At 37.0% G+C, this 18,506-nt stretch carries 13 protein-coding genes; 3 read left to right on the plus strand and 10 right to left on the minus strand.

Features of this window, described 5'->3' with window-relative positions; all coding sequences use genetic code 11:
- Positions 1-165: 165 nt before the first annotated feature.
- The gene (locus tag ACX9YW_RS09145; RefSeq protein ID WP_460345146.1) at positions 166-2,049 is read right to left on the minus strand and encodes a beta-L-arabinofuranosidase domain-containing protein; all 1,884 of its coding nucleotides are present in this window, start codon (positions 2,047-2,049) and stop codon (positions 166-168) included.
- A 208-nt stretch (positions 2,050-2,257) separates the two neighbouring features.
- On the opposite strand from ACX9YW_RS09145, the gene ACX9YW_RS09150 reads away from it, so the two are divergent.
- The gene (locus ACX9YW_RS09150; protein WP_460345149.1) at positions 2,258-3,118 is read left to right on the plus strand and encodes an AraC family transcriptional regulator; all 861 of its coding nucleotides are present in this window, start codon (positions 2,258-2,260) and stop codon (positions 3,116-3,118) included.
- A 358-nt stretch (positions 3,119-3,476) separates the two neighbouring features.
- Here ACX9YW_RS09150 and ACX9YW_RS09155 read toward each other — a convergent pair whose 3' ends face one another.
- The 5 genes from ACX9YW_RS09155 to ACX9YW_RS09175 all read right to left on the minus strand — a co-directional run bounded on the left by ACX9YW_RS09155 (position 3,477) and on the right by ACX9YW_RS09175 (position 11,949).
- Complete coding sequence (locus ACX9YW_RS09155; protein WP_460345152.1) at positions 3,477-5,819, minus strand: glycoside hydrolase family 65 protein; 2,343 nt, start codon at positions 5,817-5,819, stop codon at positions 3,477-3,479.
- Positions 5,820-6,168: 349 nt separating this feature from the next.
- Complete coding sequence (locus ACX9YW_RS09160; protein WP_460345155.1) at positions 6,169-7,296, minus strand: glycoside hydrolase family 172 protein; 1,128 nt, start codon at positions 7,294-7,296, stop codon at positions 6,169-6,171.
- Positions 7,280-10,036, minus strand: coding sequence for a glycoside hydrolase family 2 protein (locus tag ACX9YW_RS09165; RefSeq protein ID WP_460345158.1), 2,757 nt, complete (start codon positions 10,034-10,036; stop codon positions 7,280-7,282). Before ACX9YW_RS09165 ends, ACX9YW_RS09160 begins: the two co-directional genes overlap by 17 nt.
- A gap of 1,173 nt (positions 10,037-11,209) precedes the next feature.
- Positions 11,210-11,593 (minus strand): SET domain-containing protein, encoded by a 384-nt coding sequence (locus ACX9YW_RS09170; RefSeq protein ID WP_460345161.1) that lies wholly within the window; start codon positions 11,591-11,593, stop codon positions 11,210-11,212.
- Positions 11,594-11,682: 89 nt separating this feature from the next.
- Positions 11,683-11,949, minus strand: a complete 267-nt coding sequence (locus ACX9YW_RS09175; protein ID WP_460345164.1) for a hypothetical protein — start codon at positions 11,947-11,949, stop codon at positions 11,683-11,685.
- Positions 11,950-12,603: 654 nt separating this feature from the next.
- Between ACX9YW_RS09175 and ACX9YW_RS09180 the strand changes: the two genes are divergently transcribed.
- On the plus strand, positions 12,604-13,038 hold the full coding sequence (locus tag ACX9YW_RS09180) for a DUF2621 domain-containing protein (protein WP_460345167.1): 435 nt from the start codon (positions 12,604-12,606) through the stop codon (positions 13,036-13,038).
- A gap of 33 nt (positions 13,039-13,071) precedes the next feature.
- On the opposite strand, the gene ACX9YW_RS09185 is transcribed toward ACX9YW_RS09180, so the two are convergent.
- Together ACX9YW_RS09185 and ACX9YW_RS09190 are read right to left on the minus strand one after the other, a co-directional pair.
- Positions 13,072-13,542: a CcdC family protein gene (locus tag ACX9YW_RS09185; RefSeq protein ID WP_460345170.1), complete on the minus strand. Its 471-nt coding sequence runs from the start codon at positions 13,540-13,542 to the stop codon at positions 13,072-13,074.
- Between the two features lie 133 nt (positions 13,543-13,675).
- Positions 13,676-14,383: a cytochrome c biogenesis CcdA family protein gene (locus tag ACX9YW_RS09190; protein ID WP_460345173.1), complete on the minus strand. Its 708-nt coding sequence runs from the start codon at positions 14,381-14,383 to the stop codon at positions 13,676-13,678.
- Between the two features lie 293 nt (positions 14,384-14,676).
- Here ACX9YW_RS09190 and ACX9YW_RS09195 point away from each other — a divergent pair, with 293 nt between their 5' ends.
- Positions 14,677-14,847: a Spo0E family sporulation regulatory protein-aspartic acid phosphatase gene (locus tag ACX9YW_RS09195; protein WP_460345176.1), complete on the plus strand. Its 171-nt coding sequence runs from the start codon at positions 14,677-14,679 to the stop codon at positions 14,845-14,847.
- Positions 14,848-14,898: 51 nt separating this feature from the next.
- Here the strand turns inward: ACX9YW_RS09195 and ACX9YW_RS09200 are convergent, their stop codons facing one another.
- On the minus strand, positions 14,899-16,683 hold the full coding sequence (locus ACX9YW_RS09200; protein ID WP_460345179.1) for an ABC transporter ATP-binding protein: 1,785 nt from the start codon (positions 16,681-16,683) through the stop codon (positions 14,899-14,901).
- Between the two features lie 5 nt (positions 16,684-16,688).
- Positions 16,689-18,437, minus strand: coding sequence for an ABC transporter transmembrane domain-containing protein (locus ACX9YW_RS09205; RefSeq protein ID WP_460345182.1), 1,749 nt, complete (start codon positions 18,435-18,437; stop codon positions 16,689-16,691).
- Between the last annotated feature and the right edge of the window lie 69 nt (positions 18,438-18,506).

An 18,506-nucleotide genomic window follows, 5' to 3' on the forward strand; every position in this document is an offset into this window, starting at 1 on the left:
TTAGATGTAGTAATAGCTCATTATTAGGAAAATGAAATAGAAAATGGCTATTCAAATGTAGAGCGGGGAATTTATCCATTTAACAAGAAACAATAAACAATAAACAATAAACAAGCGAAACAAAGATTCCCTTGTTCCGCCTGCTTAATAACGTATTTGAATTGATTAGTCTTCCTTTAAAACTGGAAACTCCGCAATTCTTAATCTTGCACTTCCATAAGGAATCAATTCGATTTCTTCTTCTATTTCCTTTGAAACGACTGGACTGATTGGTAAAGTACCAGCTGAATTCATTTCTAGTTTCCATTCAGGAACCTTTTTTCCTTTAGCAATCAGCTTAATCATAGCCCCCTCTGGTGAAAAAGGTTGTTTGGAAGTAGTCGATCCTTTTTTCACGACAAAAGATTGTTCGGCATTTTCTCGATTAAGTTTTAATGCGTAATTCCATTCGGATTCCGGTACCACTTCTAAATTCGGAAACGGATTGTTCCCACTTCGCTTTCTCCATTTCTCTTTCACTTTTAAAGCATAGACGAGCGGTCCTCTAAGAATCCCTACTGCATTATCCGCTCTTCTTTCAAATTCCATTTCCATCGGAAGCTCTAAAGCAATAAGGTCTCCATTTTCCCATTCTCTTTCTAAAGTAAAGTAGCCTTTTTCAATTTGATTAATTCGGACTTCCTTATCATTAATAGACAGATTCGGATCCTTGCACCATTTAGGAATTCGTAGCTTCAAAGGAAAACTTACTGGTCTATTTGTCTGCACCTGGATAGAAATGTTTTCATTAAAAGGATAGGTTGAATCAACATGAAGCATAACATTTTCTCCATTGCCAACAACACCACTCACCTTACATGGTACATACGAAACAGCAGCAAGTCCTTGATCTGGTGTCGCCATCCATAATCGTGCTGCTAATTTCGGCCACCCCTGGTGCATATTTGCCGTACAGCAGCCAAAATTCGGTTCAAGACCGAACATATTTGACTCATCTCCATTTAATGTCCAATTTCTACTCGCTTGCGTACAAAGCACCTGATTAACCTGTTGGTCATATTGATGCCCATGCCAATCAGCAGTAATCGTGGCTGGAAAAGCGTTAAAAGCAACTTTTTCTAAAATATCGGCAAACTCGCCATCTCCAAATATTCCCGTCAAGTTTTCTAACGTGTACATATATTCTACAACCGCACATAGCTCGACCCCTTGGCTCGGATGCGTGCCCGCTAACCACTCGTCACCAGAAAACATGCCATGCACTTGTCCATGGTAATTCATTAAACTTTTGATTCCTTTTAAGGAAGCCGTTTTATCCCTGTCGCTATTTGTTTGCAAATAAGATAAGGCTGGGTATTTTAGCCCCATTGCTACATTCACAACATGGACCCTATGATCAAACCTTGTCTGATAACGCCAAAATGGAAAATTCGAGTAAATTTCCGTCCAGTCAATCGATTGCTTACGAATAACTTCAGACAGTTCAAGTAACCATGCTTCCCCTGTTCTTTTATAGAGCCATTGAAGACTAAGCATATTTTCGCTTCCCCTGGCTTGTGCCCACTGGGCTAGAGGTCGCTCTTCAATATGCTCTTTTTGATAACGAAAATATTTCAGCATAAACGGGATAACTCGATTATCCTTCATTACTTCTTCATACTGCATCAATACCTTTAACATGACCATTCGGCTCCACCAATCATCATTGGTTGATGGACCGAATTGTCCCTCTGAATTTTGGCTCCCTAGCGTCCATTCAATCCAAGGCTGCACTTTATTGATTAAGTTTTCATCCATCAATAAATACGCTAAAGGTAATAAGCCATCTAAGTAATATGGTCCCCTCTCCCAGCTTTCGCCTGTGCCACCTAGCCAGCCACTGTTAGGACCGACATCATCCCAGTGGTCGCCAAGTTTCCCAGTGAATCCATTTGCCTGTATCAATAATTGATCCTTTAACCAACCTTCAGGCTCAATAGAACCTAGTGGTAACTCCATAAATTCCGTTTTTAAGAGGTCGTTTTGCTGTAATTTATCAACTTGTTCCACTTCAACCAACTCCATTTTTCATAAAATTCAGTCATTTGTAATCAATTATAAATGCAATTGTTTTCGTATTGTAGAAACAAACTGAACCTATTTTTGTAAAATCTGAACCAAGAATATACAAGATTTCTTCTGATTATGTGTACTTTCTGTTAAACTATATGTGTATGATTTTAGAATTATTTGAAATGATATGGTTGGAGGCACAAACATGACGATTCTACAATTCAAGGTTCCTTCTATCCCACATTTCATCATGTGTGGAGATGACACCTATCAGGTAAACAACTCCCATCCTAACCGAAGAAATATCGAAGTATTTGATTTATTGATTGTTACAAGTGGTGCGCTCTATTTGGGGGAAGAGGATAGGCAATGGAAAGTACAAGCAGGAGAAGCACTGATTCTGAGTCCGGATTGTTATCATTATTCCACTCAAGGCTGTTTAGAAGAGACCCATTTTTATTGGCTTCATTTTCAAACGGCGGGAAAATGGTACGAAATAAAGGATTCAATCAGTAAAGAAGTACATAAGACTACTATTACTCCGTTTCATAAAAACGATTTATTCACGATTGATTTACCAAAGTATTGTAGACTATCAAATCCAACCCTCATCTATGAAATACTACGAAAACTGCTCTTACTTGTTGGTCATGTATCAAGCAAATCTCGCATGCAGGAACAAGCTTTTTTCCAAGAGATTCTGATGCAAATACATGGTGACTATCAACCAAAAGTTAACACAAACGCAGTACAAATTGCAGAAAAAGCAGCCAGCTATCTTCAGCAGCATTTTCATCAGGCATTATCTTATATACAACTCAGCGAGAGCCTAAATTTCCATTCTGCCTATATCACAAGATGTATGAAGCAAGTGTACGGCTGTACACCCCAAGTATATTTAACGAGATATCGGATTGAGCAATCAAAGCTTTTCCTTCTCAATACCGATAAATCTGTTGGAGAAATTGCTGAAAAAGTAGGATTTTCAACCACATCGTATTTTACAAAAACCTTTACGAAACAGTTGAAAATTTCACCCTTGAAATATCGGAATCAGTTCAGATGATTTTTTATAATTTGACACCTATAAATAAACAAAAGGATCAGAAATTCTGCTCCTTTTGTTTATTTATTTGCAAATTGATACGCTCTTTTTTTATAAATCTCTACTTCATATAAATCCTAAACACCTTACAGTTCACTTCTCCAGATGGAAATGATAATATAGTTTGCTCTCGAATCTTTATTCCAAATAACTTCTTTGCAATCGCTATTTTCATACCCTCAACATGATATGCATTTTTATCAATTCTCAATTGCTTTACTTTTTGTTCCATTTGGCTATTTGTTGAAAAATCAATTGGTTTCCCTTAGGTGTGTTTTTATATGACATATGACTCTCCTTTAATTTTTTTGTGTTCATTCTACTCTACCAAAGATTCATTTTTATTCAAAAAAGGTATTTCTAATTTACTGTTAGATTTCACTGTAAAATCTTGAGTTTCAAGCTTAATATCCACCATATTAACTCCGAAATTCTCTATTGTTAACCTCTCATCGGTAAATCTAATCATTAATCTATTGCCTTTCCACATAAACGGAAAAGAGATTTCTTTTGCAAAACTCGGTAATTTTGGGTGTAGCTCTAATTTTTCAGACTGATTGCTATTACGAATTCCAGAAAATCCGTGTACGATTGCTTGCCAAACACCACCAGCATTGGCGATGTGAATTCCTTCTGCTGCACCAAGCTTTGGAAGGTCTAAATCAATTCCTATCGTCTTCAAAAAGAATTGCTCAGCTTCTTCCTTTTTTCCAATCCATGAAGCGATAATCGAATGTGTCGATGGAGATAGTGAAGAATCATGAGTGGTAATCGGCTCATAATATTCGTAGGCTGCCTTCATTTCTTCCCCACAAAAGTGCTGTGGGAATAACATCATCAGCGTGAGAACATCAGCTTGTTTCAAACACTTCGAGCGATACATTTTTTCTTGTGATACATAATGTCCGAATGGTTTAGATTGGTCCTTCCACACCTCTTGAAAGTTAATATCTTCAAAGCTCTCGAAGTCCTCAGATTGAAGAATTAAACTCCTGATTTCATCCTTCGGGATTGGTAGGCCGTCCCGAACACTTTTGAATTGGTCAAATTCTTCCGGTATGATGTTTAATCTATTTTTTAACAATGGATACACTTCAGGTTCGCGTTTTTCTATGATTCTAGCCGCTACAATCACTATTTCGAGGTTAAACTTCACCATATAGTTTGTAAAGGCATTATTTTTCGTAAAAGGTGAATACTCATCTGGGCCCATGACAGCTGATAATTCATACTGGCCAGAAGGGCTTCGATAGACCCGACTAACCCAATAACGAGCTGTTTCCACTAATATTTCAAAACCATTTTCTATTAAAAATCGGATATCGTCTGTTGCCTTAAAGTAATGCCATAATGCATAAGCTACATCCGCTGTGATGTGAACTTCATGGTCAGCATATTGCCAGTTCGGGCATTGCTCTTCACCGGTCAGACCAGATTCCCAGGCAAAACGTGCACCTTGATAGCCATAGCGTTCGGCATTTAGCTTAGCACCTTTCAGTGTTTGATATCGATAGAGCACCAGGTTTTTAGCTGCGTCAGGATTGGTATAGATGAAAAATGGTAATATAAAAATTTCAGTGTCCCAAAAATATCGTCCAAAATACGCCTCGCCCGAATGCCCCTTGGCATCTATGGACACACGCGAATCTTTACGAACATTACTTCTCAATAGATGGTAGAGGCTAAAACGAATGGATTGTTGGAACTGGTCAATACCTGTTAACTTAATATCGGAATTATTCCATAACTGCTCCCACACCTTAGCATGTTGATTTTTCAACAGGTCGTACTCCATTGGGGCATGCTTCAATAAAGTATTCCTTACTGTTACTAATGGATCTTGCCCATGTAAATCTCTATCTGTTGCAATCGCACATAGTTTCCTAAACTCATAGGAAGTAAGTTCTTCAGCAGCGATTTCGGTTTCGTAATAGATATGGTTTTTATCTTCCTCTACTGTCCACTCAACCAAATGCCCAGTAGCGATTAAAGCCCCTTGGACAACCTGTTGCCCTTTATCAGTTATTAGTTCGGTTTGGATGAACTCGCCGTCGGAAGATGTTTGGAAAGTTTGAAAGTGATTGTATCCATTTGTACGAACATTTCCGTTTATGCCCGCAACGATTCTCAATTTCCCATTACCTTTAAGAAGCTCAACTTTTACCTGTTGGACACTGAGATGATCACAATCCATGCTGACAAAACGCTCATAGCTTAGTTTCAATTCATGGCCTTGATTGGTCTGCCAAATAAAATTGCGCTTCAATGTCCCGTCATTCATGCTAAGAGATCTGCTATAATTGCGAATATTACTAGCATCCAAATGTAACGGTTCATCATTTAACCAGATCCTCCATTCCAGCATCCAAGGAAGATTCACCATGACTTCTTTTAGCAGCGGATGAATGCCAACGATACCTGGAATAAAGGTCCCCCACTTAGACAACATGTGGCTTGATTTTTCCAAGGTCACGTTTGTTGGCAGTCGAAGATATTCCTCAGCTTGGTTTTCTTCCTTTAATCCTTCTTCATGTGAGCCCCTAATGGAAAGGTATCCATTTCCTGTTGTAAAAACGCCTTCATAATGTTTCGTTTGGTAGACATTAAAAGCTTCTTCTTGAATCAGCCAATTGTGTTCTTCTTTGCTCGAAACTTTTGACATGGCGATGAGCTCCTTTACCATTCATCTTTATGCTATTATTAATTTATGAGGAGAGACTCTTGGTGGAATGGACATATCTATTTGTTAAATTTGATTATTTTAATAGAATAGCCAAAAGTAAGATATTATATTAAAAGTGTGTATCGGTTTTTGTATTAGTGGGTTAATAAGGCTAAATTTTAGTGTAATAGTTGGATTTGTCAATTTGATGTTTGAAGATCGGATGACAATATAGAGCCATATTAACGCCTGGGTAGAAGTAAGACTAATTTATGGGCGGAAATCTATTAAGGTCCAAACAATTCAATACTTAGAAATAACAACAAACTTTACGATAGTGGATTATATACTAATCCTTTTCTTCTACCAAACTCATTTTCTTCTTATACTTGCGTGGTAGTCTTTCTTTTACCGGCAACATGTCAGGGAATTTTTTATGTGGCTCGAGCTGATACCAATAGGCAGTGCTCGAATAATCTCCCATAAGTTTATTCGCATGCCCGTGCTCGATAGTCACTTTAATTGATTGAGAAAAATGTATTGGGTCTTCTATATGGAAGTGGTACATCGAATTTTTCCCTCGCCATGGATTTTCTTCATCTCCAGAATTCAAGTGGATGCCGAAATAAGGCGTGCTAAATTCATCTTTTGGACAGAAGGCGGTATTAAAATAATCTTCAGTTCCCGTTCCGTAAATCGAAGGTGTTTCCTCACCATCGATAAAAATCATATCGTCTCCTTCCCCGTACCAATTATTTTTCTCTTGGGCAAAGCAGTCGATATTTAAATTACAGCCTACATAATGCCCCGTTCCTTCCGCATCCAGAATGAGATAGTTATCTTCACCCCTTAAGTTCGGCTTTTTCCAAAGCACATCTAGTATATATTGCTGTCCCTCTTTTGTTTCCCAGAGTGGTGCTTCGATTGGCATCTCAGCTCCCCATGACCCCGTCGCATTTTCTCTTCGCCACTGAGCATGAAAACGACCGATGTCTTCGTCAAGCTTGTCGTATTCCTCGTAATCAATGTAAAAATAAAAATTTAGTTGTGAATCACATTCATTGACGATTTCAATTTTGGCAGCCTTCGCATAGGGCATCGCAAAGTAGCAATTAAAGCCTCTGCCATTATCAGGAGCCATAACTAGAGGAAGAGACCAAAAATCTTTACTGATGCCATGACCAATTCCGAAAAAATCACCAATCGGCACTTCGACACTCGGATGTTCCTCTCCGTCCCAAATCATCCGAATCAACACCTTCCTTAGAAAAAACTCTTCCCCTAAAGAATTATGCATCGTACACCAAATATGTCTGATGCTTCCCGCACCTTGAATATCTCCGATTACACGTGTTTCTCCTGGCCCAATCTCATACCAATCATAATTTCCACCCGTACGATCAAAGCTAGAAATCCTTTTTCGTTTACACCTTCTGATTCTTGCCAAATCAGCGAGTGTACTATAACCCATTCCCATGTGATCCCGAACCCCCTTTTTCATCGATTAAATATTGAATTATCGTTTCAAACAAATACAATCCAGCTGGATTATGATGAATGCCAGAAGGTTGTGCTCCTAATCCTCCCTCAAATCTTAATGTTGTGGCGATTAACTTGCCTTTACCGATCTGCTTTTCAAACAAATAATTCGTGAGTTCAAAGGTCCGTGCATCAAGACGATCCATGATTGTACCGTGTTCCGGAAGTCTAGAAGAATCAAAGGCTGTGTCTGTCGCAAGTCCGTAAAACACTAAACCGGTGTGATTCTCATGTGGAAATCGATTCATAATCGAATGAGAGTGAAATAATTGAATCGACTCTCGCCAAAATGGCAGCTTCTTAATCCGAAATTCTCCATCTCCCCGTTGGATATAGAAAACCTTCCCTCCCTTTTCCATAAATTCATAATGCTGCGGTTGAAGCAAGGATGTTACGACGACCTTTGCATCTACATTTTTATCATCAAAAACGAACACATTTCTCAGTTTGGGATATTTTATTTCTAGACCAGATAGCAATTGCAATAAATCATTCACAATTATTTGTGACAGATATGGATTAAGCTTCTCGTTTGGGAATACCCAAAATGGCCATTCATTGGTGACTTCCTCCTGGCCACCTTGAAGTTTTACAGTGAATAATAGTTTAGTAGGTGTATCCACTTCTGGTAAAAAAACTTCAGCAATCCCAACCTCTTTCGACTCACCAACTTCTAACTCAATGTTGGAGATTTCACCTTTGGCGAGCTTAATATTGTTGCTGTCCTGTAATTTCCAAGTTAAAACCGCATTTTTTAGTTTGTGTTGATCGTAATGTGAGATATATAAGTGGGGTCTGAAGTTGTCGTTGGAAGAATAATTATGTGCGTCCCAGTGGATTAAGCGATCTCCACCATTTATCCAGCTTCGGCGGTTATCCCATGTTAACGAAATGACCGTGCTGTGATTGAATTGTTTAAATGCTGCTGGCCTATGATTCGGATGGCCAAAATCATCAAAGATAGAGCTAGTAGCAATTGGATTTCCTTTTATAGACGTTAATACATAGCCAGTAATCTTTTGATAAGAACGAACTAGCTCTAATACGGCTTTCCGATAAACATAAGCACTGCAGTTTGCATTTTCGACTAAGTATTCGGTAGAAAATGGAAGGTTTAAACAATTCATTTTTTCTTCCTGCCGATACCAATGCCAACGCTCATCTTTCGAACCGGGATTTTCGATTAAGTCATCTTTCAACCACCAAGGCAGATTCCTATCATAGTGTTCCTTAATTTTTTCGATATCCCTATAAATATCATAATCACAAAACTCACCGAAAACCCATGGCTTATTTTCACGCCAGGAACCGGCAAATTGATTCATTAAATCTCGGTAGAAATGAACATCATTATAAAAATGATAGTCATAAAAATCGGCGTACTCCTTTAATAAACCGCCATAGCATTCCCCAGAACCACTATTGTCCCTAATGATAGCATTATTCGTTAAACGCTTCGCCATTCCATACAGTTCGGATAAAAAGTCAGCATTTACAGAATGGTCGAGTTCACAGCCGAGAGTCCATAAGATAATAGACGGATGATTACGAATTTCTCTAATAATACGGTCATACTGATAAAAAACACGGTTATTCATTTCAGAAGAAACCTCTGGTAGCCACAAAGGTAATTCCTGCCATATGAAAATCCCCATCTCATCAGCGATTTCAAAATATTCCTTTATTGGTACATACAAGCAATGCTTGACTAAATTGAACCCGCTCTCTTTTACTTTCGTAAGCTCTTCGCGGATTTCCTCTCTCGTTGGAATTGGTGCAATACTCTCTGAATACCATCCCCAATGTAACACACCACGAAAATAGATTGGTTTGCCGTTTAAATAAATCCGGTCCCCTTGAATATGTAAATCTTTAAAACCAAATTGGGTTTGCTTAGAATCGATTTCCTTTCCATCGAGCAATATCTTTATTTCTAACGTATATATCACAGGACTATCAGGATTCCATAATTGAATGGCATTATTCAGATTTATATTCATCGATAGATTGGTTAAAAGTGAACCATAAGGAATTGATATTTCTTTAGTAGAAGTGTTTTCTAGGAGTCTGTTTGGTTGGTAAAGAACTGATTGAATAGTAATAGATTGGGATTTTAAAAGATGACTACGAATATCAAACTCGATTTCTATACTCTTTTCTTGAATATTTGGTTTTACAAAAATATCTTCAACCGTTATAGGAGATAGTACATGTAGGGTAACAGGCTTCCAAATACCACCGAAAATCACTCCTACATCTGAGAAAAACCCCGCTAGACATTCTCGAACTGGATATTTTTCCCCTTGCTTATACACCATTACAAGCAATTCGTTTTGATCCGTGAAAGAAATCGACTTATTAATTTCGAGCTGAAAGCCATTCCAGCCACCCTCATGGGAGCCCACTTTTTGTCCATTCAGCCACACCTCACAATAATAATTGACTCCTTCAAAGTGAATGGCTACTTGGTTACCCGCCCATTGCTTAGGTACATTGAAGGTTTTTCGAAACCATACTGGTCCATCTGATTTCTTATCTTTCTCTGTTTGCTCCCAGCATCCTGGAACCGTTGTTTTAGACCAATTTTCAATTGAAGTAACTAACTCAACCTGTTCAATGGGTTCAGAAAAGTTCGTGTAGATCCCCCATTCACCAGATAAATCGATTTTGCGAGCCATCTCTTACCTCCTTGACTTCTTAAAAAGTTCTAAACTTTCGTTCACTTGTTAGTGTGAACATCCGAATCAAAGAAATCGTTTTCTTTACTTCTGTTACTTATACTAGTTTTATTGTTTTAAATTACATAAAGAACCGAAATTTTAAAACGAAAGCCCAAGCAAATTAGCATTAAAATCCCAAACCCGTGATGTATACGTTTACAAAACAAAATATAAGTATATAGAAATCCTTTTCATAATTATAATGAAAAGAAAATGGGTTTACAACAATTAAAATAAATTTTCGAAAATGATAGTGTTACCAAAAATACATCAAAAGCAGTTATGATTAGCTGATTATCGATCCTTTCCAGCCTACTAACTTTCCCCACCATTAGTTAAATTGGATGTCGGAGATAAGCATAGTAAACAACCTTCCGTAATTAGGAATACAGGAATCTTTACTAAAATGAAGGACAGATTAATAATAGTCAGCAAAGCTAACGGCTCTTTCTCTTCGAATAATCCGAAAATATAAATAGAAATAGAAAATTTTGAAGTAAATTTATCCTTTAAGGAGGAATAATAATAATTGCGACTAAACTGGTAACAACTATTTAGGAAATATGGATTTTGTAAACAATTTAGCTTTTTTATTTTTATGATACTGCACCAAAGTATTTTATCCCGCTCTGAAATCTTTTAAACCCTTGGTTTTTTCTTTTATACAATTAAAAAGAACCAGAATTTCCAATCCTTTCTTATATCAATTAGCCCCTCAACGTCATAAAACTGCATCTGTAGAATCAGAATAGAAAACTTAAGCTGACGCATAATAGCTTTGTTGGCTGAGCCAGAACAACGAAACATGTGTATCTAAGTCATGGCAATATTCAAAAAAAAATGTTTAAAATCATGGAATCGATGAGCATATTTTCACTACTTCGTTTATAATAAAAGTATAACGATTATAAAAGAGTAGTTCTCAGTAACTATTGTGAACCATGCATATAACTCATTATATATGTTACGATTGGCAAAATGAGTTAAGAATACAAAAAGTAATAACCACAATCCTTTCAAGAAGCTTGGTGGTTTTTACTTTTTTTCATGTCTTTTGATTTGATTAATATTATGCAAATCACCTAACGGATTTATATTCTTCAAAACGCTGTAATGACCTGCAAATCCTCATCATTTGATTACTTCAAACCATAAAGGTGATTGATCTTCTGGATCGCCATTATAATTTATCGTAATTTCTTCCCCTGCTTTAATATCCTGTAATGCATAAAAATCAATTGAGTACTCAATCATATTATTGAAAAATATGGCATTTGGGGTGTAAGAGTGATTAAAGAGTGATCCATACCCTAAAGCAATTGCCATATAATCGGATGCTTCTCTCCAATAATAAACATAATTATAAAGCTTGGTTTCTTTAAGGTGTTTCTCCCATTCTTCTTTGCTAAATATAATGACAGGAGAAATCTCAAAGCGTTCCCCTTTTTTGATAGGACGAGCTGCAAATATCCCTTGGCCGTATTTTTCGGTATCTTTCACAAAAATTGATGACATTTTGTACTCCCTTTCTGAATTCTCTAAAAAAACCCCCTAGAGTATTCTAAGGGGTCCCCTGCAATACCTAATGTTAATAGTTTTACAGGTTATACAGAGAAAGCAACTATATCATTAGGATTAATAAAGTTTGTTCCAACTGTAATTAAACCATTGACAATCCCAAAGAATCTTCCTCTAATGGTTTGGCCACTTATTAATCGCACTGTAACATTGGTTCCAATTGAAACAGTGTTTACAAATAATTGTCCAGGTCTTACTCCTCCTTGACGACCGCTAGTACGACGGCTTGATGTTCGTCTACCTGTTGTGCGGCGACCTGTTGAGCGGCTACCACCTGATCTACCTTTTGGCATATTCAACACCACCTTCCATTGAGTAGATAACTACAAATTATATATATTAATGGCTTGTCCAAGTTGATTGGGAATCTACCTAATGTCTATATTAAAAAATATAAAATGATAATATAACCTATCAAATTTTGTGTAACTAGTTTAGTAGGACCCACTCCTTATTACAAAAAAGACCTTTGAAATAGTTGACAAAGGTCTTTTTAATGTATGTTTATATTTTTCCAAAAAAAGGAACTCGGTTTGAGGACTGCTTTATTTTAAAGCGATCTTCACGCAAGGAAGACCATAAGTTAAAAACATCTATAAACTTCCTTCACTAAGTAGCATGCAAATTTCATTATTGAATAAAATACAGATAAGAGTTCCCAGATTCGTTTCTCTGGCATACTATTTTCTTGGACAATATGAAAAATAACAAGGCGATAAAATTTATCTATTGCTTTACCGGATTCCCGGCCAATCCTAATAACAGGAGGCAAAGGATACATGATATCCAGTCAAACGTTCAAGAATATTTAAAACAACATGGCATGAAATGAATCAGGAACGAAGACCTGTATTCTGCTTTTTTATTTTCCATTGAACACTTTCTTGTCATCTCATAAAAAATCAGTCTATAATACGAGTAATGACTATTTTTTGTAGGTGAAGTTTATGGATTATTATTTATCTGGTTGGTTTTTATGGTTTATTTTATTTTGGGTCGTTATTCTTCTAGGTTCTTTTGCCATCGGTGGGTATTTTATGTTTCGAAAATTTCTTAAAAAGTTGCCTAAGGAAGACGGAAGGTCGATTATGGATTGGGAGGAGCATTACGTCAACTCCACAAGACATTTATGGACAAATGAGCAAAAGGCATTATTGGAGGATTTGGTTAGCCCTGTCCCAGAACTATTTCGCGATGTAGCCAGACATAAAATTGCTGGAAAAATCGGTGAGCTAGCTCTAAATGAAAAGGCGACGCAAATTACGGAGGACCTTGTGATTCGCGGTTACATTCTAGCAACACCGAAAAGAGACCATAAATTCCTTGTGAAAAAATTACGGGAAAAACAAATTGAACTAACTCCATATGAAAGTTTATTTTAAAAAGAAAACGCACTTGAAAAAGTGCGTTTTTCTTTATTCCTTATTTAATCGAAGCTCCAGCTTTCGGAAATTGCGATACATCGCAATTCGCCACGGAACAATCATACCAAAAGCTAAGATAAAAAACATACCACTCAACTGACCGTAATCAATGGAGGTACTTAACACAGACTTCATGACAATTCGTACCAATAATAACCCAATCAAAATATACATAAATGCTTTTGAACGCTTTAAATAAATTTGATTCTCTCTTATTTCAAATTTTGAGGTTTTAATGAGTAAAATTGAAAAGAGCATCCCCACAGAAACTGCTTCTAGAATCTCTAATGGTGTCACTCGAAAATAAGGATGTACAAACATTAAAAAGCCTGTACTCATAAAAAATGGTGGTAAAATAATCTTTTTTATCGTAGCAGGTTTTTTAGCAGCCTTCATCCGGATGAACATGGCGAAAATAGCCATGCCTATCGCACCAATCGAAGATGCAATGATTAAATCCATATCCTTCATCCTTTTTACTTAAGATATTTCCATTATAGCCGAAATTGTTCTAAGTATCAGCGAAAATGATGTACAAAAAAAAGAAAACGCGAAGACTAATTTTAGATAATCAGCCTCACGCGTTTTTTCTAAATTAAAATCCGGTAAAACCACCGAATAGTGGCGATAAAACTTCAATGATTTTTGTCATCCAGTCAAAGAATAAAACAATCCCCATTATAATCATAATATAGCCGCCGAACTTTACAATCTTAACATTATGCTTACGAATCCATTGCATTCTACCAATAAAGAACGATAAAAGGAAGAACGGTACGGCAAAACCTAAAATATAAGCAATCATATAAGGTAAGCTTGAGCTTGGATTTGAGGCAGCCATGGATAATACAGCCCCGAGTATTGGACCAGTACACGGTGTCCAACCTGTGGCAAACGCCAAACCAATTAATACAGATCCAAAGTAGCCTGATGGCCGATTTTTAAATTCAAAGCGTCGATCCTTCATTAAAAATTCCGGGTTAAATACCCCGACAACCATTAAACCAAAAACCACCATGAAAATTCCGCCTAATTGGCGAATCAAATCTTTATAGTTTAAGAAAAATTGCCCAATAAAGGATGTAGTAAATCCTAATGCAATAAAAATAAGTGAAAATCCGAGTAAAAAGCAAAGCGTATGAAGAAGACTCCGCTTTTGCAGCATCGCATTTTCACTCTTCAGTTCCCCGACAGACATACCCGTAATATACGATAAAAAAGCCGGATAGAGCGGTAAACAGCAAGGTGAAATAAAACTTAAGAATCCCGCGGCCAGTGCAAGAAAAAAGTTAACATCCGTCATATTGACAACTCCTAAAACACTATCGTTATTATCTCATATTTTATTTTAACAAATTTAATCATTGATTGATATGTAAACAGATGTGAATGTTTTGTGACAAAAGTCACTCTGAAAATAGGAACATTATATTAAAATAAACGAAGTCAACCAATTATTGCAATTTTATTGGATATTTTTTGACAAATATCTTTTGAAGTTATTCCCAATATCCGTTATAATGGTAATCTAGTATCCGACTAGGGATACTCTTTTAATTTATTTTTATTATTACTTGCCAGAAAGGAACATCAGCTGTGCTAAAAAATGAATTGATCCAGCTAATCGAGATCAAAAGAGCCGAATTAATTAAGATCGTTAACCAAAACGGTTTTTCATCCTCACTTGCCATCAGATGCAGCCAAGAACTGGATATTCTATTAAATGAATATAATCGAATCTATATTAATAAAGCATCGTCCTATTAAAAAATCAGCTCAACCAATTTTGGCCGAGCTGATTTTTTATATCCCACTTTATCACGATACTGCCTTTTCCACCGTTCCATTTTGTAACAGGAACATTTTGTGGTATAAGCCTTTTATCGCTAGCAACTCTTGATGGGTTCCTCTTTCGACGATTTCTCCCTGGTGTAATACAAGTATCAAATCTGCATCTTGAATCGTTGAGAGGCGATGGGCAATGGCAATCGTCGTACGCCCCTTTCTCATCCGCTCTAAAGCTGTTTGAATGGCTTCTTCCGTTTCTGTATCGATATTTGCGGTTGCTTCATCGAGTACCAATATTTTTGGATCTGCGGCAATCGTTCTGGCAAAGGCAATGAGCTGACGCTGACCGCTTGAGAAGGTTGCCCCTCTTTCAACCACCTTGTGTTGGTAGCCGTCCTCCAATTTATCAATAAACGTATGTGCCTGCACAAATTGCGCTGCCTCTTCGACACGTTGATCGGAAATCGCCTGATTGTATAACCTGATATTATCTGTAACCGTTCCGAAAAATAAGAACGGATCCTGCAGAACTAATCCCATTTTTTCTCGTAACTCATCCTTATTAAAAGCCTTAATAGACTTACCATCTATTAAAATATCGCCGCGCTCAAACTCGTAAAAGCGCATAAGCAAATTGATAATTGAACTTTTTCCACTTCCCGTATGACCAACTAAAGCAACCGTTTGACCTGGCTCAGCTATGAAGGAGATGTTTTTTAACACATCCCGTTTACCATCATAAGAAAATGAAACATTCTTTAATTCAATTTTACCCGATTGAATCAATGCAGCAGTTTCGTTTTCTTGATGAGGGGCCACTTCCTGTTCATCTAAAAGTTTAAATACCCTTGAACCAGCTACAATCGCCTGCTGATAAAGTGATAAACGCATCATCATATTATTAACCGGCTCAAAGAAGCGATCTAAATAATTGATAAACGCATATAATACCCCAATCTCAATTGGATATTCGAAAGATGAGATTCCAAAGAAACTAAGCACTATCATTAACGCAGCGATATAAACCAAATCGACTGCTGGACGAAGCAATAATCCGTCGACTTTAATATTACGCATCCCCGCTTGGTAATGTTTCTCGTTAATATCGCCGAATTCCTTATTTAATCGCTTTTCTTGGCGAAACACTTGAATAATCGCCATCCCTTGGAGGGACTCACTAAGCTTTGCATTTAATTGACTTAATCTTTCCCGCATATCCTGATAAAACTTTGAGCTATACTTTCGGTATAAACTCATGATGAGGAAAATGACAGGTAAGATAAATATGCAGAAAAAAGCCAATTTAACATTTAAAATAAACATCGCAACAAAAATCCCGGAAAGTAAAAAGGTACTTTGAATAAAGGTCGCGATGACCGTGACAAACATATCCTTAATCGCTTCTGTATCGTTTGTTACGCGGGAAACGATACTTCCTGCCGGAGTCTTATCAAAGTATTTTAGGCCTAATGAATGGACCTTAGAAAATACGTCAATTCTCAGTTGTTGAATGATTTTTAAGGCAATTTCCTGAAACTTTACTAATTGCAAATACGAAGCGATGACATTTGTTATTTGTAAACCCATATAAGCTGCACCAAGAATAAATAATGGTTGAAAGACCAGGTTCCTTGGGGTCAAATAATCATCAATAAAAATTTTCACTATAATCGGGCCCGAAATATCAACCACCGTCGTAATGATTAATAGCGCAAACGCAAAAATGATTTTTTTAATGTGAGGTTTCGTATAGGAAAGAAGGCGAAAAAGAACCTTTCGCTGTTCCTTGCCATCTAATACTTGATTCTTATCCATTTTCATTATCCTCCATGCTCGACAAGCTCTTCAAGCTGCTGTCTTAAGAACATTTCTTTATACCAGCCTTCTTGCTCCATTAATTCTGTATGTGTCCCCCGCTGAATAATGCGACCTTCATCTAAAACAAGGATTAAATTGGCATGAGCAATCGCACTTAGGCGATGAGCAGTAATAATAGTCGTTTTGCCCACACGATTTTCCTTTAATGAGTTCAAAATTCTTTCTTCTGTCTGAGCATCAACCGCAGAAAGAGAATCATCTAATACCAATACTTCGGCATCCATTAAGATGGCCCTTGCAATCGAAATTCTTTGTTTTTGTCCACCTGATAGGGAAACTCCTCTTTCCCCAACAACTGTTGAATATCCATCGGTTAACTGTAAAATGTCTTGATGAATATGAGCTGTTTTAGCAGCATGTTCAATTTCGTCTTGTGAAACAAATGGATTCGTAAAAGCAATATTTTCTGCAATCGTTGCAGAAAACAAGAAATGATCTTGAGGAACGTATCCAATCGCTTCACGAAGTGACTCCATTTTGTATTGATCCAGAGATTCCCCACCAAAATAAATCTGACCCTTATATCCTTCAAATTCTCGAATTAATAATTTTAATAAAGTGGTTTTACCTGCTCCAGTTTTCCCGACGATACCTAATGTCTGCCCCTGCCCTATCGCAAAAAAGATGTCTTGTAGGACTGGTTTTGTTTCATTAGGATATGCGAAAGATTCAATGGCATATTGGATATCACCAGAAGGAACAGTTTCAATCGCATTAGGTATATCAGGCATTTCAATTTTCTCAGCTAATAACCCCTGGATTCGGTCATATGAAGCGCGACCGCGTTCAACGATGTTAAATAACCAACCAAACGCTAACATTGGCCAAATCAATAACCCTAAATAGGAAGTAAAGGACACCAATTGGCCAATTGTTAATCTACCCTCAATGACAAATTTCGCACCAAAAGATAATGATAGGAAAAAGGATATTCCGACAATAATCGAAATCGTTGGATCAAATAAAGAATCAACTTTAGCGACACTTACATTTTTTTGGACGACATCCTCGGATAAACTTTCAAAATCTTCGATATCCTCTTTTTCTTGACCAAAGGTTTTGATGACCTTAATGCCACTAATACTTTCTTGTGTCTTATCATTTAAAGATGAAAATGCCTCCTGCGCGCTGTGGAATCGTTTATGCAGCAAAGTTCCATACCAATTGGTTAGCAGCGCCATAAACGGCAATGGAATCAAGGCGATAAGCGTTAGTTTCCAGCTAATTGTAAAGGCCATCGCAAGAATGACAAATCCTCCCGTTGCAAGTGAATCGACAAATGTTAAAACACCGGAACCTGCCGTTTGCTGGACAGCCGAAATATCATTGGTTGCATGTGCCATTAAATCACCAACCCTTTTTCTTTGATAAAAGGATTGCGACATACTCGTAAAGTGTTGATAAAGTTTGTTTCGTAATAATTTCGAAAGCTTGACAGACGATCCAAAAATCATAATTCGCCAGAAATAACGAAGCACATACATGGAAAGTCCTGCTAATAGTAAAAAGAATATGTTTTGAACTAACCCACTTTTGGTAATACTGCCATCTTTGATTTGGTCTACTGTTAAACCGATAATTTTGGGCGGAACTAGTTGCAACAGCGCGACAAACATTAAAATAGCAATACCTGTGATATAAGCCTTCTTTTCCTGTTTAAAATACCACATTAAATCAAGAAATACTTTCATAACTTAACTTCCTCCAAATCTTAACTCCATGCATTCAATTAGTTTAACAAATATTCTTAAAATAAGGAA

The sequence above is a fragment of the Pseudoneobacillus rhizolycopersici genome (genome assembly GCF_054786815.1).